Source organism: uncultured Odoribacter sp., assembly GCF_937966165.1.
Lineage (GTDB): Bacteria > Bacteroidota > Bacteroidia > Bacteroidales > Marinifilaceae > Culturomica.
In genome coordinates, this window is the sequence record NZ_CALCLB010000023.1 from 1 (window position 1) to 22,490 (window position 22,490).

The 22,490-nt window shown below is 35.0% G+C and carries 18 protein-coding genes and 1 pseudogene; 3 read left to right on the forward strand and 16 right to left on the reverse strand.

Annotated features, from left to right (window positions below; translation table 11 throughout):
* Positions 1-167: 167 nt before the first annotated feature.
* The 3 genes and pseudogenes from Q0465_RS10060 to Q0465_RS10070 form a co-directional block, all read left to right on the forward strand.
* Positions 168-314, forward strand: a pseudogene (locus Q0465_RS10060) (prolipoprotein diacylglyceryl transferase); the annotation flags it as partial.
* A gap of 95 nt (positions 315-409) precedes the next feature.
* Positions 410-1,237: an EFR1 family ferrodoxin gene (locus Q0465_RS10065; protein ID WP_298615756.1), complete on the forward strand. Its 828-nt coding sequence runs from the start codon at positions 410-412 to the stop codon at positions 1,235-1,237.
* A gap of 301 nt (positions 1,238-1,538) precedes the next feature.
* The gene (locus Q0465_RS10070; RefSeq protein WP_298615758.1) at positions 1,539-2,744 is read left to right on the forward strand and encodes a site-specific integrase; all 1,206 of its coding nucleotides are present in this window, start codon (positions 1,539-1,541) and stop codon (positions 2,742-2,744) included.
* Positions 2,745-3,162: 418 nt separating this feature from the next.
* Here Q0465_RS10070 and Q0465_RS10075 read toward each other — a convergent pair whose 3' ends face one another.
* The 16 genes from Q0465_RS10075 to wecC all read right to left on the reverse strand — a co-directional run bounded on the left by Q0465_RS10075 (position 3,163) and on the right by wecC (position 22,445).
* Positions 3,163-3,603 (reverse strand): dTDP-4-dehydrorhamnose 3,5-epimerase family protein, encoded by a 441-nt coding sequence (locus tag Q0465_RS10075; protein ID WP_298615760.1) that lies wholly within the window; start codon positions 3,601-3,603, stop codon positions 3,163-3,165.
* Between the two features lie 207 nt (positions 3,604-3,810).
* A complete protein-coding gene (locus tag Q0465_RS10080) occupies positions 3,811-4,518 on the reverse strand; it encodes a WecB/TagA/CpsF family glycosyltransferase (RefSeq protein ID WP_298615762.1) in 708 nt (235 codons plus the stop codon).
* Between the two features lie 135 nt (positions 4,519-4,653).
* A complete protein-coding gene (locus tag Q0465_RS10085; protein WP_298615765.1) occupies positions 4,654-5,859 on the reverse strand; it encodes a delta-aminolevulinic acid dehydratase in 1,206 nt (401 codons plus the stop codon).
* 48 nt (positions 5,860-5,907) lie between these two features.
* Complete coding sequence (locus tag Q0465_RS10090) at positions 5,908-7,032, reverse strand: glycosyltransferase family 4 protein (RefSeq protein WP_298615767.1); 1,125 nt, start codon at positions 7,030-7,032, stop codon at positions 5,908-5,910.
* Between the two features lie 591 nt (positions 7,033-7,623).
* Positions 7,624-8,550 (reverse strand): ATP-grasp fold amidoligase family protein, encoded by a 927-nt coding sequence (locus tag Q0465_RS10095; protein WP_298615769.1) that lies wholly within the window; start codon positions 8,548-8,550, stop codon positions 7,624-7,626.
* 289 nt (positions 8,551-8,839) lie between these two features.
* On the reverse strand, positions 8,840-9,700 hold the full coding sequence (locus Q0465_RS10100; protein ID WP_298615771.1) for a sugar nucleotide-binding protein: 861 nt from the start codon (positions 9,698-9,700) through the stop codon (positions 8,840-8,842).
* A 32-nt stretch (positions 9,701-9,732) separates the two neighbouring features.
* Positions 9,733-10,806 carry a polysaccharide biosynthesis protein gene (locus Q0465_RS10105; RefSeq protein WP_298615773.1) on the reverse strand — a complete coding sequence of 358 codons (1,074 nt, stop codon included), beginning with the start codon at positions 10,804-10,806 and terminating at the stop codon, positions 9,733-9,735.
* A 516-nt stretch (positions 10,807-11,322) separates the two neighbouring features.
* The gene (locus Q0465_RS10110) at positions 11,323-12,624 is read right to left on the reverse strand and encodes a glycosyltransferase family A protein (protein ID WP_298615775.1); all 1,302 of its coding nucleotides are present in this window, start codon (positions 12,622-12,624) and stop codon (positions 11,323-11,325) included.
* A gap of 6 nt (positions 12,625-12,630) precedes the next feature.
* Positions 12,631-13,806 (reverse strand): glycosyltransferase, encoded by a 1,176-nt coding sequence (locus Q0465_RS10115; RefSeq protein ID WP_298615778.1) that lies wholly within the window; start codon positions 13,804-13,806, stop codon positions 12,631-12,633.
* Between the two features lie 12 nt (positions 13,807-13,818).
* Positions 13,819-15,036: a hypothetical protein gene (locus tag Q0465_RS10120; protein ID WP_298615781.1), complete on the reverse strand. Its 1,218-nt coding sequence runs from the start codon at positions 15,034-15,036 to the stop codon at positions 13,819-13,821.
* A complete protein-coding gene (locus Q0465_RS10125; protein WP_298615782.1) occupies positions 15,026-16,123 on the reverse strand; it encodes a polysaccharide pyruvyl transferase family protein in 1,098 nt (365 codons plus the stop codon). Before Q0465_RS10125 ends, Q0465_RS10120 begins: the two co-directional genes overlap by 11 nt.
* A 10-nt stretch (positions 16,124-16,133) precedes the next feature.
* Positions 16,134-17,663 carry a lipopolysaccharide biosynthesis protein gene (locus tag Q0465_RS10130; protein ID WP_298615784.1) on the reverse strand — a complete coding sequence of 510 codons (1,530 nt, stop codon included), beginning with the start codon at positions 17,661-17,663 and terminating at the stop codon, positions 16,134-16,136.
* A 13-nt stretch (positions 17,664-17,676) separates the two neighbouring features.
* The gene (locus Q0465_RS10135) at positions 17,677-18,825 is read right to left on the reverse strand and encodes a Coenzyme F420 hydrogenase/dehydrogenase, beta subunit C-terminal domain (RefSeq protein WP_298615786.1); all 1,149 of its coding nucleotides are present in this window, start codon (positions 18,823-18,825) and stop codon (positions 17,677-17,679) included.
* Between the two features lie 27 nt (positions 18,826-18,852).
* The gene (wecB, locus tag Q0465_RS10140; protein WP_298615788.1) at positions 18,853-19,980 is read right to left on the reverse strand and encodes a non-hydrolyzing UDP-N-acetylglucosamine 2-epimerase; all 1,128 of its coding nucleotides are present in this window, start codon (positions 19,978-19,980) and stop codon (positions 18,853-18,855) included.
* A gap of 98 nt (positions 19,981-20,078) precedes the next feature.
* Entirely contained in the window at positions 20,079-21,233 is a 1,155-nt protein-coding gene (wecB, locus tag Q0465_RS10145; protein WP_298615790.1) for a non-hydrolyzing UDP-N-acetylglucosamine 2-epimerase, read from the reverse strand.
* A 6-nt stretch (positions 21,234-21,239) separates the two neighbouring features.
* Complete coding sequence (gene wecC, locus Q0465_RS10150) at positions 21,240-22,445, reverse strand: UDP-N-acetyl-D-mannosamine dehydrogenase (protein ID WP_298615792.1); 1,206 nt, start codon at positions 22,443-22,445, stop codon at positions 21,240-21,242.
* Between the last annotated feature and the right edge of the window lie 45 nt (positions 22,446-22,490).

The following is a 22,490-nucleotide window of genomic DNA, read 5'->3' on the forward strand; positions in this document are numbered from 1 at the left end:
GGGCTTCATTTTTAAACGGATAAATTTCATAACCCCGTCATTCTAACCTACCTATGAAGCTTTAGTTCATAAATTTAGAATGATGTGGATAGTATAAAAATTTAAGGAATCAAGTTGCTTAGGAAGTAGATAAGTTTAACTATTACTTTAATCTTTTTAGCTAGATTTTTATAGAATTTACAAAAGAAAAACAAGTAAAATTGGAGAAAGGTATGATTCTAAATAGGGGACAATTATTAAGTATTCCATTTGTCGCTACAGGAATAATTTTTGTAATACTAAAAAGTAAATCAAATATAGTAAGAAAGCAATAAAAGGATAAACGATAGCACCTTCCCCCGTCCCTAAGTGCTATTTGTGGGTTGAATAAAATATTTTACTTATTTTTGTCATTCTAATATTTTGTCCCATGAAAGTTAACCGGGTATATACAGCATATTTTAGTCCAACCGGAACGACCCGTACGGTTATAACTCGTTTGGCCCATGCTATTGCTGCTCATTTGAAGATACCTATCGAGATTTGGGATTTTACCCTCCCGAAACATCGTCAGCAACTCCCCCAATCCGTGTATTCTGACCTTTTTCTAATAGGGTTACCTGTTTATGCAGGACGTTTGCCCAATCTGATGCTGGATTATCTTTCTGCCTTTACCGGACAGGGTGCTTTGGCCGTGCCTATTGTAATGTTCGGCAATCGTTCATACGGGAACGCATTAATTGAATTACGGGATTTACTCGAAAATTCCGGATTTCATACCATTGCCGCAGCAGCTTTTGTCGGACAACATTCATTTTCCGATGTATTAGCTAAAGGACGTCCGGATACAAAGGACCTGGAATTGACTGACCGGTTTGCAGAAAATATTATTGCACGAATAAAAGCAATATCTACTATCGGTTCGTTAACGCCTGTAAATGTTCCCGGGAAAGGAGCTCCCAATTATGGAGGATATTATAAGCCTCTTGGGAATACAGGAGCCCCTGTCAATATACTAAAAGTGAAGCCCATTACAATAACAGACTGTATTGATTGTAAACGCTGCGTAGCCGTTTGTCCTCTCGGCTCCATCGATCCGGAAGCTGTTGACCGGATTAACGGGATTTGTATCAAATGCAATGCCTGTATTAAAATTTGCCCGGTCCACGCCAAACAATTAGATAACCCAGCCTACCTTTCACACTGCCAATACCTGGAAACCACCTATAATTCTCGGGCTGAAGTGGAGTTATTCTAAACAAAAAGACGGAAACCGATTGGGCTTTACTACCTGTACCCATTTACACACTTACCCCCGTCCCTATTTGCACAAAAATATAGCACCTTCCCCCGTCCCCGGGTGTTACTTTTACGCCCAATTTAACCACCCTTTTTTCGCTTCTTCAAGATTTTGTAGATGAAGCAAGATTGATACAAATTTGCATTATTTTACGACAATATTTTTTAGTTCTTTTAGATGAACACACTACAGAAGCCTCCAATTATTAAGTGAAAAATAGCATTTTTGTTTCTATTTATTCACTTAAATTGTTTAATGTATGGCAACAGTTCATGTAAAATTGCGTCAATCTGTCGTAGAGGGTAAACCAGGCACCCTCTTTTTTGTTTTATCCCATGGGAGAAATACCAAACAAATTAAAACAACCTGCAAGTTATTTCCTCACGAATGGGATTCCACAGCACAACAGGTACTTCTTCCGGCAAACGAAAGAAGTACTTATATCCGCCAAGTGCGGATTTATCTGGAGGAATCGTTAACTCACCTCCGTTTACTTATTCTTTCCCATTCTCCGGAAGAACCTGATTTTCTTCAAAAAATAGCGGATCATTTCAACGGGAAATCCTGTGCTCTCCGTTTATTCCCTTTTATCGAAGAACTACAGAAACAATTGGAACAAAACGGACAAATCAAAACCGCCATGTCCTATCACTACGCCATGAGAAGCTTTAAAGCCTTCCGGGAAGGACGGGATATCGAATTAACAGCCATCGATTCCAACATTATGTCAGAATACGAATATTGGTTAAAAAGGAAGAACGTCACCCTCAATTCCATTTCCTTTTATATGCGGATTCTCCGTGCAATATACAACAAAGCCGTCTCCCAGGAATTAATCTTCCAGCGCGATCCTTTTAAGAATGTATATACCGGCATCGAAAAAACCCGGAAAAGGGCTATTGATGAAAACATCATTCTTAAATTGAAAAAGTTAGACCTCAAACAACCTAATCTGATCTTTACCCGCGACCTCTTTTTGCTCAGTTTTTACACCCGGGGCATGTCTTTTGTCGATATGGCTTATCTCCGCCGAAAAGACATTCGTAACGGCATTATTGGCTACAAACGCCGTAAAACAGGTCAGCGTCTTTCTATCAAGCTGGAACCCTGTATGCAGCGCATTCTGGACAAATATACACCTCATGTCTCCAGTGAAGTGGATTATGTACTTCCGATTATCAGCAGCATTGACCCGCTCACGGCTTTCAAACAGTACCGCAATGCTCTTTCTTATTACAACCGTTCACTCAAAACCCTCTCCCATCTTCTGGGACTGCACCAAAGTCTCTCCTCTTATGTCTCCCGCCACAGCTGGGCCACCATCGCTTACAAAAGGCATATTCCTCTTTCCGTCATCAGCGAAGGCATGGGGCATTACTCTGAGATGACCACCAAAATTTACCTGGCCTCCCTCGACCAAACCCTCCTCGACCGGGCCAATAGAATGGTACTGAAAGGACTGTAAAAACATTCTCAAATACAAAAATCAGACCGGATTAAATTTCTTTGGAAGAAATTATATTCATTCTTGCCCAAGTCTAAAGTTTACTTGGGCAAGTTAATATAAACACCCGTCAAATATTTGCATTATCCTCTTTTCCGTCAAAGAAAATAAGCGTGTTTTTTACCCAATAAGTATCCCTAATGCTACACCTAAAAGAAATAACCCTTAGAAAAAATGAATCTTTATGGATTTGTAAAAGAAAGGAAATTATCTGTCACGAAAAAAAGAATAATTGTATAGATAATCTTTAAGACTGGAAAATTGAAAAGAATATTTATTTCTGGCATAGTCCAATATAAATCAGATTATCAAAGACAGGAAAGAAAGGACTAAAAACGATTTTGAATAGCTTATCTTTTTAAAAAAGATAAAACATTTTTCAGAACACATACTGACTCCAATCCACCCACATTTCCTTATCATATCTCCAGCTATCCTTCACTGCCTCAGAAAGAATTTTATTGGAAAATACCAAAAGAATGGAATCCGGTTCATTGGCTTTAAACCCGTTGGCATACCCTTCCGGTACAAGCAATACTTTACTTTGTTGCGCATTTAACTGGAATATTTCCGCTTGCAATGCCGGTGAAGGATTTTCCCAATTGTCCACTTTTACAAAAGTCGCAGTAAAAGATCCCTTTACCACATAAAACCACTTTTTCTCATGCTGGTGGGCATGCCAGGCCCGTATGATGGAGGAATCTTTTTGATGAATGATATAAAACCGTTCAATTTCGCTCATATTCAAATCGTTCACATGGGAAATCTGTCCCCTGAAATCAACTGAAATCCCACCTTCTACGAATTTAAGTTCTGGCATATCTTACTAAATAATTGATTCGTTTTTTCTTTTAATTTCGCTCTTTCAAAAATAAAATTGAAAAAACTTATTTATAAACCGGAAATTCTCTATTTCCTAGCGAAACCTTTTTCCCGACATTTTGATAGTCAAATGAGCAAATTCTTCGGCTCTTTTACCAGATTTATCTTATACTCCTGTTAACAGATTTCTATCCATCCTGACTGTCTATATCTTACCTATTCCTAAAAGCCATAAAAAATAAACTAAATGAATCTGCCGCTTAATCCGGGAAGGCTGTTTCACTAAACGATAGGCCCATTCCAATCCATGTTCCACCCACCATGCAGGAGCCCTTTTTACGGCTCCGGTATATACATCAAAACTTCCTCCCAGCCCCTGATAAACCGCAATATGCCGTTCCTGCATCTCTTCCATCAACAATTCCTGCTTGGGAGACCCCATAGCTACAAATACGACATCCGGTTTTTTCTTTGCAACATCCTTTAGCAAGGCTTCCCTTTCTTCCCGGGTTTTGATATACCCATTTCTATAATTCACAATAGAAATTCCAGGAAACTCTTTCCGTAACTTTGCAACAGTAAATTCTATCACTTCCTGCTTTCCTCCTACTAAATAAAAACTCTTCCCTTCCTGATAAAGTTGATGGATAATCTTTAACCAAAGCTCACATCCGGGTATCTTCACAACATTTTTATATCCTTTTCTTTTAAGGGCCAAAACAGCCCCAATTCCGTCACAATACCCTACGTTCCGGTTAATAATTGCCCGTGTTTCTTCTGTAGCATGCAAGATTTTTTCAGCATTGATCGCTACAAGAATACCTTTGAATTTATTGATATAATTCAATAATTCCTCTTCAGAATCAAAAGGGAAAACCTCAACTCCGTTCAATGAAATTTTGTCGTTTGTCATTTATAGAAAACAATTGATTTTTCAGATAGAAAAGGCGGCCCAAAACTCTTATTTCGCCTTCAGACGACGAAATACCGATATATAAATAATTTTCTCTGATTTATTGATAAAAGAAAAAACAACATTTATAATTTTCTATAGGACAGGATTCTGTTCCAATAAAAAATAACTCATGGCGTAAAACATAAAAGCATTACTCCAGCGCATATATGATATTTTAGAACTTATTCCTGGCTTAATCTGATAATAAAAATAGCCTCGTTTGTTTTGCATATTATGAATTGTCCAGTTTAACACTTGTTGTGCCATTTCCTGATTTTCCTGAAACTTATGTAAACGGGAAAGCGTAACCAAAAACTGAGCGGGGCAATGGATATCTATGGGATAAATTTGATTATAATAATACTTTGGAGTACCATTTTTTTCAAAGAAATGGTGCATATAAAAATTATAACCTTTTTCCAGATATTTCTGAAAAGAACTATCTCCCGTCTGTTCTTGATAAGCAACTAACCCATCCAGATTGTATGCAGAATGGAAACTATCAATCCATGATTGAACGGGTAATAATCCGTATACCCAACTTCCGTCTTCCGCCTGCCCATTACAACAAGCTAACACAGACTGTTGCGCCAGATCTTTATAAAGAGTATTTTTGGTATAATGATAACAATAACTCAATAATCTGCTTCCTAATAATGAAGCATTATAGACCGTATCATTCCCCGGTAAGGGACTATATGAAAATAAAAAACCTTCGTTACAGGGAGTTCTATGTAAATCCTTTACGATAAATTCTGCTGCTGAAAGCGCAACTTCTAAATATTCTTGATTCTTAGTAATTTCATATGCCTCTATCAAGGCCGTCGCACAAAAATTTGTAGCAACTACTGTTGGTGTATTTTTAGGAAAAAGAAATAAACGACGTGCCTGCCAATCAAAATTGTATCCCCAACAAGCTCCACTATATCCTTTCGATTGCATTTTAATCAGCAATCGGGCCAGTTCATGAATCTGTTTTAAAATCACGTCTTTTGTGCCAAGACCTCTCGACAACTCTGAAGAATCGCACATAACTTTGTACAGATTACAATATCCTTGCAAAAACAATCCAATTCCTTTCGCATTATACTCTTTCGGAACGAAAGCCAGTGAACGCAAATTTACCGGACAACGTTTAAATCCCTGAATCATAATTAATCTGCAAAAAGCTGATTTTTTAAAAAAAGGAATCGCCTGAAATACTTTGGAATTTAACCCATCATAAGGATCCCAACCTTTAAAATGTTCAGATTCACAATATTTTCGCAAAGAATTAAAAGAATCTAATACAGATTTCATCGTAAAATAATAATTCTATTAAAAAATTATACAGTCCTCAGCATACTCTTAATTTTTCAACAATTTTATACACGCCTGAGTATAATGATTTGCCATATTTTGTAAAGAAGCTTTTTCCCGAATTATATTTTTGCTTCGCAGAGACATTTTCCTTTTAATTTCAGGACTTAAACGAATAAACATTTCTAACTTGTCTGAAATTTCATCAATATCTCCAAATTGTTTTAGCAGAAATCCATTTTGATCCACCAAATCATATACAGTACCATCTCCAGCAGTAGATATAATAGGTAAACCATAAGCCATAGCTTCATTAATAGCTAATCCCCCGCTCCCTGTCAGTAAAAAAACATCTGCGTTAAGGAAATAAGCTGTTAATTCTTCTCCATATTTAGGTCCCACAATATTTATATATTCCCCCATCTCATGCTCTGCAACAAAATTTTGTAATACATTTAGAATCCGTCCTCCTCCTACAATGTTAAATTCAATAAAGTACCCTTTTTGCTTTATTTTTTGTACAGCCAACATGGCAGCTTCTAATTTCTTATTTTTTATAAGAGCACCTACATATAAAATTTTAATATGGCCTTCCTCTTTACTGAACTCAGGAGAAAAACTCCGCTCCAAAATTTTTTCAACATCAATCGTATTCTGAGCAATAAAAATATTTTCTGAAGGAATATGCCGATGTTGTAAATATTGTTTATACAAATGACCATAACAAATATGTACCTTCGCTTTTCTCAAGACAAAACCTAATAATTTTTCCCTCAATTGTCTTACCATTTTTGAAAGCTCAGGTCTCACATATCCACAACTCCAGATCGCATAAGGAATCCTCTTTTTTCTACAATATCCTAACAAAGACCAAAAAGATAAAATAGCAGGATTAAATAAAAAAATCACCCCATCCGGTTGATATTCTTTGACAGCAGATACCATCCCTTTTAAATAAGTCACAGTATATCCACAATACCTATCTTCTTGAGTTTCAAAACACTGCTCCTGAAATTGATTATCAACGGAATTTTTAACAACCTTCGTATTTGTTGTCCCGTGGAAAACAATAAATTCCACCTCTTTTACTGATAATTTCCGTTTCAATAATTCAAAAAAATCCTTCCTGTAATCAGGTAAAGTTGGAAGTATAACGGCTATTTTCTTTATCATTATAAAATTCTTATAATTGTTTTATACATACCAGAGGGTAGCTCCCCGATATAAAAATTTCCTGATATTTTTAGTGTATGTATTCTTGAAAAGACATCAAAAATATTCGTACTACTAATAGTAGTATTCCTTCTTTAATTAAAGATCATATATATTAAATCTTCAAACCCATTACATATATATAATCATTATCCACCTTTGTGAAAAAAGAAAGGCATCCAAAATAGGATTGAGAATTATTTTCAAGGGTATCTACAACCTCAAATTCAGTTGACTTATAATTAAAATCCATTTGTTGAATATAATACGTTATGTCAACAAATATCTTCTTTCTAAAAAAATAAAAGTGAAGAGAGAATATTACAATGGAGAACCGTATCTAATTTATAAACAAAAATTTCCACATTTTAAAAATAAAATAATATTAAGCATTCTCTTTTGAACATCAAATGATGATAGTCCCCCCTATAGATAAAAATCGCTCTTAAAACAATTTTTGTAAAATATTTAAAAGAAGAAGTAAAAAACAAAACCGGAGTATAATTGAATTTTCTCAGCTTTCTGATATTATAATAAACTCATTCTTTTATTCTACAATTGTATCTTACTTCCCAAATAATCATAATATTGATCAGTAAAATAACCATAACCCGTTGTAAAGGTCATCTCACCTAGATAAGGTTTCCCATCTATTTCGTAAAAATCCATTCTTACTTGTTTAAAAGGTTTTGCGAGTATTTTACATGCCTCAATCATTTTATCAAAGGATTTTGGCTTAGGGATATCTATTGCAGCATTACAATGATAATGATTGCCAGGTAAAATGAATTCATTTTTTTTATTCCACTCAAGATCATAAAGGATCATATCCAAAGTAAACTTCTTACGATTACATATCACTAAAACCGACTCAGGCATTCCATTAAAACACCAGATTTTATAATCAACCAAAGAATCGGTAGAAACTTTTTCCGCCACCTTATTTTGAAATAATAATTCTTCAGCTATAATACAAGGTCTAATTTTTAAATAATGTATTTGTCCTCCATGATAACCATACGGACGGGATATCCATCTCTTTAGTTTCTTTTTAAGAAATTGTATATCTAAAGCCCCTTTATCCTCAACCTTCATCACTGTACCACAACCGTTATTGGCTTTAAGCACAAATGACTTCGGCAAAGAATCAAAATCGATATCATCTACGGAATACCAATACCCGTAAAGAGTATTCAACAGGTATTCACAACCGTTTTCACGCACATAATTTCTCACTAAATATTTATCAGCACATTTTGTCCATAAAGACGTATCCGAATTAAATTCTAACCATACAATTTTCTCAATTAAATTACTAGGATGTTTCCAATTAATTTTTCTTTTAAAAACTTTTTTAAAAAGATAATTTGCAGAAAACCGTGGATTTATTTTATATAAAACCAATCTTTTATAATATAGATAATTCAAGTATAAATTACTTATTATCAAATTATTTCTTAAACATGACTTTAATTTCATTTATTTGCAGACTTAAAATTAAATTAATCATATTTTTCCTCAGTTTATAAAATTTTGAAATAGCATTCCTTATCGTTTTACTAAAGTTAGCATCGATAACTCTTAAAGAATGATCCAGAAGCTTTTAATATTAAGCTACTTAAAGAATATTTTATGTATGATCTTGATTTTGAAAAGTATGCATCATAATATAGTCGGAATAATAATTACATTTCTTACTAATAGCAGACATTTTTATTGTCCAGGGCTGTGTACCGACGATTGATATTAATGCTAGTTTCTCCATTTCTTATAAACTCTCATACAAAGGATATAATTTTTTATGCTTATCCACCCATTCTTTCATTTCAATAATCATTTGTTCATAAGAAGGTACAATAAAAGAGAAATCGTGTCTTCTTCGATATAATGACTTATCAACAGTCAATATATCTGATTTATTAATTGTAAGTTCATCATTTCTAAAATACTTATTAAATAAACAAAGTAAATCATACTTAGAGATATTCTCGTTATTTACAAGATTATATAATCCGCATAAATTCTCTTTTATAGCCTGTTCCATTGCTTTAGCAAGTGTCAAAGTCGTTACACCAGTCCACATCGCACCCGTATAACCGTTAATTTTACCAGATTGCTTCATAAACCAATGAAAAAGTCCTATACCTTTTTCATTCATATCAGGACCAATAATAGAATTCCTAAAAGTTAAGTTTTTTTCATCATCAATCTCGCCCATAGCTTTTGTCCTATCGTAGAAACTTCGGCCATCAGGTAAACTATCTTCAAAATAAGGTCCAGTATTTCCTGCAAAAATACAATCCGTACTCATGTGTATCAACTTTGTATTCCTATCTTTTAATGTATCAACAATAAGATGCGGTAAATAACTGTTAAGAAAAACAGCTTTATCTGGGTTCTTATCAGCAATCTGATTTAGTAAACCTATACAATTGATAACGGCATCATAGTCATCTGCCAACAACATTTCTTTAAATTTCTCGGTTTCAAAAGCATTGCCAATAATATTTTTATCACAATAAGAAAAAGGAGTCTGTGAATAGGCTACCACATAATTTCCTTGCTCTTTAAAATATATTGTAATCAAATGTCCAGCCATACCACTGGATCCCAATATTAATATCTTCATCTGAAATAATTTGTCTGAATTAAACTTAGATTTTACTCACTGCGTATTTCACGTGATTTAGCCTGTTCTATCCATCCCAGATCCTCACGAATAAGACGTAATTTCAATAACAATTTTTTCATTCCTTCCACATCTAATCTTCTGGTATTATGACTGTGATAGTCTTCAATTCGTGAAAGTTGTTTGTCACCTTGTACAAAGAATTTATCATAGTTCAAATCACGTGTATCACAAGGAATCCGAAAATAATTACCCATATCTTCAGCCCGCACCATTTCTTCACGTGTAACCAAAGTTTCATATAATTTTTCTCCATGACGCGTACCAATAACCTGAACATCTGTTTGCCCATATTCTTCTTTTATCTGTGAATATATTTCCTTTAAGGCCTGAGACAATGTAAATAAAGTTGCAGCCGGAGCCTTCTGTACAAATAAATCACCATTATGCCCATGTGTAAAAGCATATATTACCAAATCAACTGCATCATCGAGTGTCATCATAAAGCGTGTCATGTTCGGATCTGTAATGGTAATAGATTTATACGCCTTGATCTGTTCTACCCACAATGGAATAACCGATCCACGACTGCCCATCACATTTCCATAACGTGTACAACAAATTGTCGTCTCCGCATTTTCGCTAATTTCACGACCTTTAGCAATGGCTACCTTTTCCATTAAAGCCTTACTCATGCCCATAGCATTAATAGGATAAGCAGCTTTATCCGTAGAAAGTACAACCACATTTTTAACCTTATGTTCTATTGCCGACAATAAAACATTCTCTGTTCCTTCAATATTCGTACGAACAGCTTCCATCGGAAAAAATTCACAACTTGGAACCTGTTTCAACGCAGCCGCACTAAATACATAATCGACACCATGCATTGCTATATCTACAGATTGGCGACTACGCACATTTCCTATGTAAAATTTCACCTTAGGATTTTGAAGCGAATGACGCATATCATCTTGCTTCTTTTCATCACGCGAAAAAATACGGATTTCTTTAATATCGCTATCCAAAAAGCGACGAAGAACAGCATTACCAAATGAACCCGTTCCACCTGTAATCAACAGGACTTTGTCTTTAAATACTGACATATTATTAATTATTAATGACATTCAATGTCAATCTGATAATCTAAAAAAACAAAAACTGTTTATTAACAACTTTCATCAAATTCGTAGTTGATTTCTTGGGAAAGAAGCAATAAGAGACTATGTCACTTTACAAGCCAAAAAACAAAATTGCGGAAAACTTAATGTACTTGCTTTCCGCTTCTCTACTAATCTTTTTTAAAACAGACCCTCCAGAAAAGCGTTGATCTCCTTCTTAAGTTATAATTTAGGCTATTAACTAAGCGTGAACCATTATTATAAAAACTTCTTGCTTATGTAATCTTTACTCTTAAACTAACTTTTTAATAATTTAGCTGATAAAGCTTTATTTTCTAATGAAATTTAATTATCAACATATAAATAAAGTAAACATAAGTTTTTCTTTGGATTAGAAAATTTTGAAATTCAAAAGGGATTTTATAGAACTCTTTGATAATACTATTATTTCTTAAACATTTATCAAAAAACCACTTTTCCTAACGTTCAATAATAAAATAATTAGAATTTTGTCGAACTAACGTCATTTATATCTGGAAGAGCTTCATAACTATATTTTCTATTTTTTAAAATAGTTTTTATTATATTATTAAAAACTCTTGAGAGGGGCATATGAGAATATATATTATATAAATATTTAGTCGCGAATGCAGCATCATACAAACTGTTTATTCCGGCAGCAGAAGCATCAAAAATGATCGAATCTCTAGTGATAACCGAACCAAATATCTTTTTTCGATGTCGTATTTTTTTCTTTGTTGTTTGCATCAGCCTATCAAAAAGTTTTATTAAATTATGTTGCTCAGCAATTTTTCTAACTATTTTCAATTCCCTAATTAACAATTCTTTCTCAAAATATCTATTTGCAACTTCATCAAAACATTTTCTGATAAGATTCTCAAAATCGATCGGAGTATATTTACCCGGCCAACCAGGCAAATCTCTTGCCGTTAATAAATAATCAGCCGTCATTAAAGCAATAAGAGGAGAATAAGGTTGTGAGGCTAATTCTCTATGCATAGGTCTATCAGCGTTTTGTCGAAAAAATAATTCAGATTCTTTTCTGGATTCCGGATCCGTTCTCAAATAAGCCTTTCCTTGAGATTTCGGAGAGGATCCACCTATTGATAATGGCTCTCTTGAAAAAACATACTCATCTACTTCCCCTGCCAGTACAACCCCTGAAAATCCATCAGGTGTGGGACATGAATAAAAACAATGATCAATTGTCCTAGATTTTACTTTTTCTACCAACCTAGTGGAGACAACACCTTTAATATAAAACATCGGACAGTCTTCAGATATGTACCATAATGTATGAGATATTTTATTCAAATATTCTCCTGACTTATAAATTACTATTCCTCGTCCTTTTCGAAGGATAAATTTGCCACTGGGATCTTCCGAAGTAGGATACTGATAGAAACTCGTTGTCCAGGTAAGCAATTCTTTATTCGTCTCTCTAAGAATCTCATACATTCTTTGAATTCCATCCACAACAAGTCCGTCATCTCCTCCCAATGCCATTACATATCCGGGACGTACTTGATTTAAAGCAAATTCAAAATTATCTCTCATGCCTAAACATTTTTCGTGTGCAAAGAGTTTAATCCTATTATCCCGCTTTGCCAGTTCCCTCACTATTTCAACCGAGTTATCGACACTTCCGTCATCAGAGACAATAATCTCGAAATTAGGATATTCCTGAATCATACATGTTCGTAGCACATCCCTAATATATTCTGCCCTATTTTTTGTCGGAATAATCACAGTAAACAACGGATAATCTCCACTTTGACTCATATTCTTTTAGCTTAATAATTTCTGATAAACTTCTTCCAACTTTTTTATGTTAGCCTCCGGATTAAACATTTTCTCCACATAAGTAGATTTCTCTTTGAGCTTTTTCTTTAATAAAGGTTCAATCCTATCAAATGCCATTAATTGTTCTTTAAAATCATTGTAATTATTCTCTTTATAAAGAACTGCTAACTCTCCTTTAATAGAGTACTCTAAAGATTCTGCATTTTCAGCAGCAATAACTGGTATATGTAAAATAATGCTTTCGGCTAAAGCTAAATTTGCATGTGGTATTTTAAAGTAACTCAGTACACAATAGGCTTGTTCATAAATATGCTTAATAAAATAGGTGTTCGGAATTATCCTTATCCGATTGTCTGACGAAATAGCTTTATCGAGCTCTTCAATATAAGTTTTTTCTGAATTTATAAATAAAAATTTTCTCAATCTGTTTGTTTTACTATTGGGCTTAGTACCCAATAAAAGTAATCTTGAATCCTCACCTTTAATAACTGAACTAAAAGCACGGATTACCTCTAAAGTACCCTTTATCCTATCATACCCACCTGTACACAAATATACTTTCTTGTGTGAACAATCCTCATTAAATATTTTACTATAAGGTCTGTCCTCATAACGATTAGATAAATCGATCCAATCATATATAATATTTACGCTATGAGTCTTATTTTCTATCATTGATGCGCTATACGAATTTATTGCAATAACTTCATCTGCAAATTTTCTGATTTGACTGATAGCCAGATTACGCTGAATATAATGCTGATTTTCAGGCCAATGTTCCCGGATATGAATAACAGTTTTTATTCCATTCTTTTTTGCAATCCGAAGAAATGGATAAAGCATCATCGTATTGAGATAAACGATATCGGGTTTAATTTTATGAAGGATATTACAGAATAATTTCAATGATTGAACTATACGCATCATACGCACAATATTATGCAATGTAAATATGCTTTTGTTATAAGGAACAGTTGTTATTTTTGAAATAAACAAAACATCCACATCCAAAGCTTTCAGTTCAGCAACCAACGGGCCATCTCTGCCCAAAAGTACAATAGGACGGTATGCTTTTCTATCCAAGGCTTTGATGATATTAAGCAGACAATAGGTTCCGCCTCCAATATTTGATGCATGATATACATATAGAATAGTTTTCATAAAAAATCTCCCTTAAACGATCTTTTCATTATAATTCAGTAGTCCCAGAATATAAGGATAAATCCATGATGTGGATTCAGGATACGCGGCTTGTATAAATGTCATCATAATAAGAAATAAGAATCCCAATCTGGCTTTTAGATTTCTTTTACAAATACTTTTACCCAAATAATAATAGAATAAGAAAAAAAGAAAAGCTGAAAATATTCCATAAGTAACAAAATACACTTTATAACCAGCACCTCTGATATTTTCGTCATAACCCGCAGCACCCGCAGTACCACCGTTAATTTGATTTACTCGTTCTGTACCTAAACCTAAAATTATTGACCCATTTCTGATCGCTTGATCATAATAAAAATCTGTTGCTTCACCAGTCCTATTATTACCGGCAATACCCTTCTCATCACTCAGTTTCAGTCTTTCTATAATCGTGATATTTATATAATTATTACCCTCATTATAAGACAAAGAACAACTATATATAATTATTAATAATATGACAGTTTTTATGAATGTCTTAAAACTCTTTTTTTCTATAAACAAAAAAATTATATATGCAATCAAAGTTGTTATATAGCCTGCTAAAGAAAGGCTCAACAATAAGCCAAGCAGGAGTATATAATTATATTTTTTAGAAAAATCGAACTTTAAAGCAAAAAGCAGAAAAGAAAGCATAGTACCTAAGTAACCCGGTTCCAGAAAAATGGATTGGAAACGTATAGATGCATAAGAAAGCCCCTCTATCGGTTTTAATAAAAATATATAATTGAAAAAAAAGTAAGAATTAATATCTCCTTTCTGAATTATAGGAGCCGGTAGGTTATTTATCAACAACAAAATATGGAGAATTATCCCGGGTATGAGAATAAAAGCAATTCCTCTTGCAATAAATTTTAGATTTTTTGCTAAATTGCTTTTATCGCTAAGAGCTACCCATATAGGAAATATTTTCAATAAGATACCGGGAATACTGAGTATACTAAATCGGTTATTAAATAAAACTGCCAAAATATAACATAAGAAAGCAAACATTAAATTGGGTGAAACACATAATCTTATCTTCATTTCGCCTTTATACCAAAAAGCAATAAGTGCCAATGCGATAAGAACAAAATAATGAAGCATTCTTGAACTTGTGATTTCCCAAGTAAACCAAGCATGTGCTCCCCATAAAATCTCAAATAAAAGTAAAAGTCTGAAAAGAAATATGATAATTTTAGCTTTCATTGCTTAATGACAATTTAATAAAATCTATAGATTCATCGATCAACATATTCAATTTAGGTACTATCAATGAATAATCTATTTCATTTGCCGGAACAGATAATTTATCAGAAGACATCATACGTTCATTTAATCCTACCGAATTCAAAAGGCTCATAGCACGTTCGTCGACACCGGTTCCTAATCGGAGGGTGATAAATTGCTTGTTAAACTTGATAGAAAAAGCTGTACCGTGAAACGATGTAGTTACAACAAATGAAGCACATTTGAAATACCCCAAAAACTCATTGGGCGATGTAGTTTGCAATACACCTTTTTGATGTTTCGGAGTTACATATGGTCTAATTTCTATAACCTTTAACCCCTTAGCTAATGCTATCATATCAGCTAATCTCCTAACACTTTTATGCTGAGGTACGGTATAGATTAAAAGATAATCATTCTCTTTAGGTAGAAGTGCAATCTTTTCCCATTGAAGCTTATCCAATAATAAAACGGGGTCCAATGCGACTTTTGTAGAAGCAGGCACAATGCTGTTTAGATAATTCATCAACGAGCTCTCTCTTACAGACACAGCATTAAACCGGCTGAGTATACCCGTAAAGTATGGTTTATGTGCTTCATCGCAAATCAAAGGATTGGTACTGGCAGCATAAGATATAAAAAGTGATTTATTCTTAATAATTTTTCCCGAAAAAACCTTATCCTCCCCTCCTGTAAGTAACGGATTCCATATCTGATCACTCCCAAAAATTAGAGCATCATAGCCTGTAATTTCATCTATGGTGCTATCGTATCGACGTTGAGATAAAGGAAGTTTGTTTATAAATTCATTAAAAACCTTTACTCTTCGTCTTTTTAGGTGCATACACAAAATAAATTTAGACAAATAGACTATTTTTGCTTTAAGTGATAATGATTTGAACGTTGTTAGAGAAAACAATGCATATTGTGATTGAAAATAGGAAGGATAATAGTCGATCACTTCTACCTCATGACCTAATTTTATAAGCATTGTACTCAATGCATAACATTGCAGCACTGCCCCATAGTTATGAGCACGATGATATGTAATAATGCCAATTTTCACACAACTATTTTTAATGATTTATAATTCTACCGATTATTTGATGTATACTTTTCCTAATGCTACTTCTCTCCATTTTACTTAAACCCAGAACCCAAATCGTCAGCATAGAACAGCTTACTGACACTAGAGATGTAATTATAAAACGAGTAATATCGTTCGATAAAAAAGTATACGTAATGTATGGAATAATAAACGAAACAGCAGAGACCAATAGTATTCTTAAATAAACTTCCAGGATAAATCGTCTGGCATCAAACTTTATCATAGGTTTTAACAACACCAACCTTGCCCATAAACACAATTGGCTCAATACAATTGCTGTAACAAACACGCTCTCGGGAAGAAAGCCTAAACGCAGGAGTACATAGCTAACAGGCAAGTTGAGTAAATTGATTCCTCCTACGATTATCTGATACTTTTTTATATTCCCAGTAGCCAACATGGCTGTTATCAATGGATTGGAAATCGATTCACTCATACTTAATATCAGTATCAATCGAATAAAGTTAATTGAATGCTCAGGAATCTGCCCTAACCACAATTGTACAACATAAGAAGTATTGAACAAAAGAGGAAGCGATAGTACGAAAAGAATATAATAAGAAAACTTTGATCCTTTATAGAGAAGTGACATCATATATGTCTTATCTTCAGATGCATAGGATTTCGTAATTTGAGGGTTCATTGCTGTTGTAAATCCGGAAATAAAGTTATGAACAGCATTGCTTACTTGAGAAGCGATGCCACGTGCCGCGTTTACTGTTGGACCACAGAATATATTAATTATTATATTGCCACCCTGATCGCGTAATATTCCACTGGCCGCGCCTATAAAATTCCAACCGGCAAATCCAAACATTTCTTTCAATAAAGAACGCTCCCATATCCAATGTAAAGTGCATTCTGCAAATTTCCGTTTACAATATATCGTGTAAATAAAACGTACAGATATAGAAAGCAGGCAAATAGATAATCCGTAAAAAATTAATGTATCTATCGGGGATACCAGAATTGCATAAGCGATTACTAATTTCCCTATCCCTTCATAAATGCTGATATAAGCAAATGCATTCATTTTCTCATGCGCAATAATTGCAGCATTGTAGGGGATACTGATGAGGTTTATTACAAAGGTCAAGATTGAAAATTGAAACACCCAATTAGCGGCTACCATTCTGTTATCAGGTATATTCATTTCAGAGCGGAGGAACCATAAACCTGCAGTTTCAATCAAAACGAATATTATAAACGCCAGTATGGATTGAATAATCACTGCTGACGAAAAAACTTTGGACAATCGTTCTTTATTATCCGTCCCAAGTTCAAAGGTTATGAACCGGCTAATTGCTGCAGTGATTGAACTACTGATAATAGAAAACATCGTAACAACCCCACCAACTACATTGTAAATACCATAATCTTCTATGCCAAGGGCTTCCAACAATATACGGGATGTATAGAGATTTACGGCCATCAGAAACAACATTCTGATGGTGAGTGTTAACGTATTCTTTGCTAATCTTTTTGATTTGTCACTCATTGACTATCGCGAATTATCTAAAAAAATTTGAAAGAATACTCCTGAATTTACTGAATTTATATTTAGTTTGAGTTTTTATATTCAAATCCGAATATTTCTTTGCAACATACAAAAAACCTTTACCTGAATATTCTTTCTCAAAAAGTTCTCTGTTCGCATTATATTCAGCAGGACCCAGTAATTGAGGCTGAACACATACGTCTTTGGATACTTCTTGACTGAAATGACCTTTACTTGCGATATTAAAAAGAATTTGCCCCTGCTTAGTGTTTACTAATACCAGACTGATTCCTTTATTATCTTTAGGTAAACTGGGAATGCGTTCCGACCCCCAAAAATCTCCTATTGTCAAATCTGAAATCCGTTCATACCGGGAAAATCTGCAGCTATAACAACATTTTTTTAAGCTAATATTGGAGTAAAAGAGTTTTTTAAACGTAATAAAACTGTGCTCTTTATCACAGACAAAAGTCTCTTTATGGACATTCCAACCTATGCGTTTATCTCTAAAATATGCTTTCTTGATTTTTCCATACTTTTTCTCAATATATACCAAATAGTCAGACCATATTTTCGGAGAAGGAACTCCATGGCAGATCAAATCAACAAGAAAAAGATTTTCTCTGTATTTTGATGGAATAAATGCTTTAATACCGGCAATCTGGCAGGGAGTACCGGTGAACATTACTTTTCTCCCGTCTTTAAGATCTTGCAGTGTACGAATGTAACAATCGTTTAAGTCGCTTTGAACGTATTTCGAAAACCTTAGCCCTTCACGTTCTTCAGCCGATACGGCTCGCTTATGTAATACACGAAAGTTCTCATCAAATGCTGCCCCATATACCACTCCCCCCTGATCTAAGATTGCATCGGAAAATATGACGAAAGCTGCTCCACTCTGGCTCTTGAGTAAATCCGATTCATCAAAATGCCTTAAGGCATAATACCTCTGTTTAAAGCTGACTGGTTCTGGAGGACGAAAAGAGCATTCTTTCAAACACAATCCACAATGAGTACATTTTTTTACATCCACAACCGGATAACTAAATCCTAAAACATCCGGAACCATCGTTATCGCATTGTTAATACAGATAGTTGCACAGAGTACACAACCACTGCAATCTTCTCTCTTTTTAATTAATACGTTGTTGACGGAATTCATTTTTCTCTTAATTATAGATTATGAATGTCAGATTTTTTTCCAAATCATTTTATTGATGATGCCAGTATAGCTCTGGATGAGTTTTATAACTTTCATAGATACATTATCGTTTATATAAGCGGGTACATCGCAAGCTTCATCGCCGCTCTTATGCATCTCAACAGCCATATTCACTGCTTGAAGCACCTGTTCAGATGAAAGGGAGCCAATGATAAAAACACCTTTATCCATAGCTTCAGGTCGTTCAGTAGAAGTACGTATAGATACTGCAGGGAAATGGAAGTAAGCACTCTCCTCTGGTACCGTACCGCTGTCTGATACTACACAAAATGCGTGTTTCTGAAGATGATTATAATCAAAGAAGCCAAAAGGTTGTGCTTGAACGACACGTGCATCGAACTGGAATCCACGTAGTTCAATAAATTTCTTTGAACGCGGATGACAACTGTAAAGAACAGGCATATCGTAATATGTTGCCATAGCATTTACAGCATTCATTAAAGACATAAAATTGGCTTCAATGTCAATATTTTCTTCGCGGTGTGCCGAGAGCAGTATATAACGGTTGTCTTTTAATCCCAACCGTTGCAAAACATCACTATTATCAATTTCCAACTGACACTTTTTCAATACCTCAGCCATAGGGGAACCCACAACATAAGTGTATTCCGGTCTAACGCCCGAATCAAGAATATATCGTCTAGCGTGTTCCGAATAACATAAATTAACATCGCTGGTTACATCTACAATGCGGCGGATTACTTCTTCCGGTAAGTTCTCATCTTTACAACGATTTCCTGCCTCCATATGAAAGATTGGAATCTTTAGGCGTTTTGCAGCAATAACGGAAAGACAAGAATTTGTATCTCCCAACACAATTATGGCATCAGGCTTCACTTCAACCATAATTTCGTAAGATTTAGAAATTACATTTCCCATAGTCTGACCAATATTTTCGCCTACAACTCCAAGGTAGTAATCAGGCTCTCTAAGTCCCAAGTCCTTAAAGAAAATCTCATTCAATGTATAGTCATAGTTTTGCCCCGTATGTACCAAAATGTGATCAAAATATTTATCAGCTTTCTTGATAATGGCAGACATCTTGATAATTTCAGGCCGAGTGCCGACTATTGTTAGTAATTTGAGTTTTTTCACTTTATAATAATATTTATAGACTATAAATGAGACAAATGAACTTATACCTCTTGTTATCAGTAGGACCTACCTTCTGATACTGGCATGAGCTTATTAGCTTATTCCAAACATTTATCGATTATCCGTCCACACGCCATCCCATCTCCATAGGGATTGATGGCTTTACTCATTTTTTCATAAGCTTGCTGGTCATCCAGTAAGGCAGACACTTCATTAAAAATCCGGTGATAAGCCGTACCTACTAATTTCACCGTTCCGGCATCCAATGCTTCCGGACGTTCTGTCGTATCACGCATCACGAGTACTGGTTTTCCCAAACCCGGAGCTTCTTCCTGTATGCCACCGCTATCGGTCAGGACAATCGCCGATTTTTCCATCAGATAAACAAAACTCAGGTATTCCAGCGGTTCGATAAAAAACATATTGCCCAAATTCGCCAAGTTCTCTCCAAATACTTCATGGATCGGTTTGCGGACATTCGGATTCAGATGCATCGGATAAACGAAGTCAACATCAGGATATTTCTGTGTCAAATCTTTAATGGCCGTACACATATGAACAAAACCATCTCCAAAATTCTCACGGCGATGCCCCGTAATCAGTACAAGTTTCTTACCGCCGGACAGACGGGTAACATCATAACCTGCTGCAGCCAACGCCCCTTCCAATTCCCGGTTAAGAGACAGGTCTTCTTTAATTTTCTTTACTACCCAATAAAGCGCATCAATTACGGTATTACCCGTAACAGTTATCTTTTTATCTTCCACATTTTCCTCTAATAAATTCTGACGGCTTAAAGCAGTAGGAGCAAAATGCCAGGTAGCAATACGCCCTGTTAGCTGACGGTTCATTTCTTCAGGCCAGGGACTGTAAATATTATGGGTACGCAGTCCGGCTTCCACATGGCCCACAGGAATTTGCTGGTAAAAAGCAGCTAAAGCCGCAACAGTACTGGTTGTGGTATCCCCGTGAACCAATACAACATCCGGTCGGGCTTCCGTTAATACCTCCCGCATACCGGTAAGAACACGGGCGGTAACATCATAAAGATCCTGCCCCTGCTTCATAATATTCAAATCATAATCAGGTACTATACTGAAAATATTTAATACCTGATCCAACATTTCCCGATGCTGACCTGTGACACAGACCAGGGTCTGAAATTGATCCGGATATTTTTGGAATTCTTTTACCAGCGGAGCCATTTTAATGGCCTCAGGACGAGTTCCGAAGACCAACATTATCTTTTTCATCTGAACTCACTTTTTATATATACCACAGAAGTCTAAAATCACTTTGTCATCCCGGTAAGGTAAAGTTTTAAATTCTTTATGAGCTACCAAGAATACAACGATATCAGCTTTTTCATAAGCTTCTGTATAAGAGGTCAGTTTAAAAACTTTATGTTCTGACACATTGGGTTCCACGACCAATATGTCCGCATTATTACAACTTTGCATTACCTTAGTTGTGATATATTTAGCCGGAGCTTCACGCAAATCATCAATATCCGGTTTGAAAGCAAGCCCCATCATAGCAATGACTGGTTTTCTTTGATGTTCGAGCTCAAACTTCAACATCGCATTTTCTACTTTTTCGGCACACCAGAAAGCTTTATAGTTGTTAATTTCGCGGGCTTTAGCTATAATCTGGGATTCCATCGGGAACTCAGCGGTAATGAAATAAGGGTCTACGGCAATACAGTGTCCTCCTACTCCACAGCCGGGCAACAGTATATTCACGCGCGGGTGTTTATTGGCCAGCTGTATCAATTCCCAAACATTTATACCCGCCTTATCACAGATCAGAGACAATTCATTGGCAAAAGCAATCTGTACATCACGGGAAGAGTTTTCAGTCAATTTACACATCTCTGCTGTACGACAATGCGTACGATGTAAAGTACCCTGAACAAACTGACTGTAAAAAGCAATTGCTTTTTCTGTTGATTCTGAGTTAATTCCTCCAATTACCCTGTCATTGTGTACCAATTCGTAAATTACATTTCCTGGTAATACTCGTTCCGGACAATAAGCTATAAATATTTCATTCTCAAGCTCAGGACGTTCCTCAAAGATTAATTTAGCCATCATTTCTGTAGTTCCGACCGGAGAAGTAGATTCAATTACAAATAAATCTCCTTTTTTCAAAAGAGGGAGGACAGCCCGGGTTGCAGCTTCCACATACGTCACATCAGGTTCATGATTTCCTTTAAAAGGGGTAGGCACCACCATAAAATAAGCTTCACAAACTTCCGGCTTTACAGAAGCTTTTAACTTTCCGGATTTTACAACTTCCTGCAAATAAGCCTCCAAACCAGGTTCTACAATATGTAACCTGCCCTGATTAGTCATTTCCACAACTTGCGGATTAATATCCACTCCGATAACATCTATACCATGCTTAGCTGCAATGATAGCGGTAGGTAAGCCAATATAGCCCAACCCCATAAAACATGCTTTCATAATTTTATTGATTAATCTTTATATAAGAATTGCTCAGTTATTCTC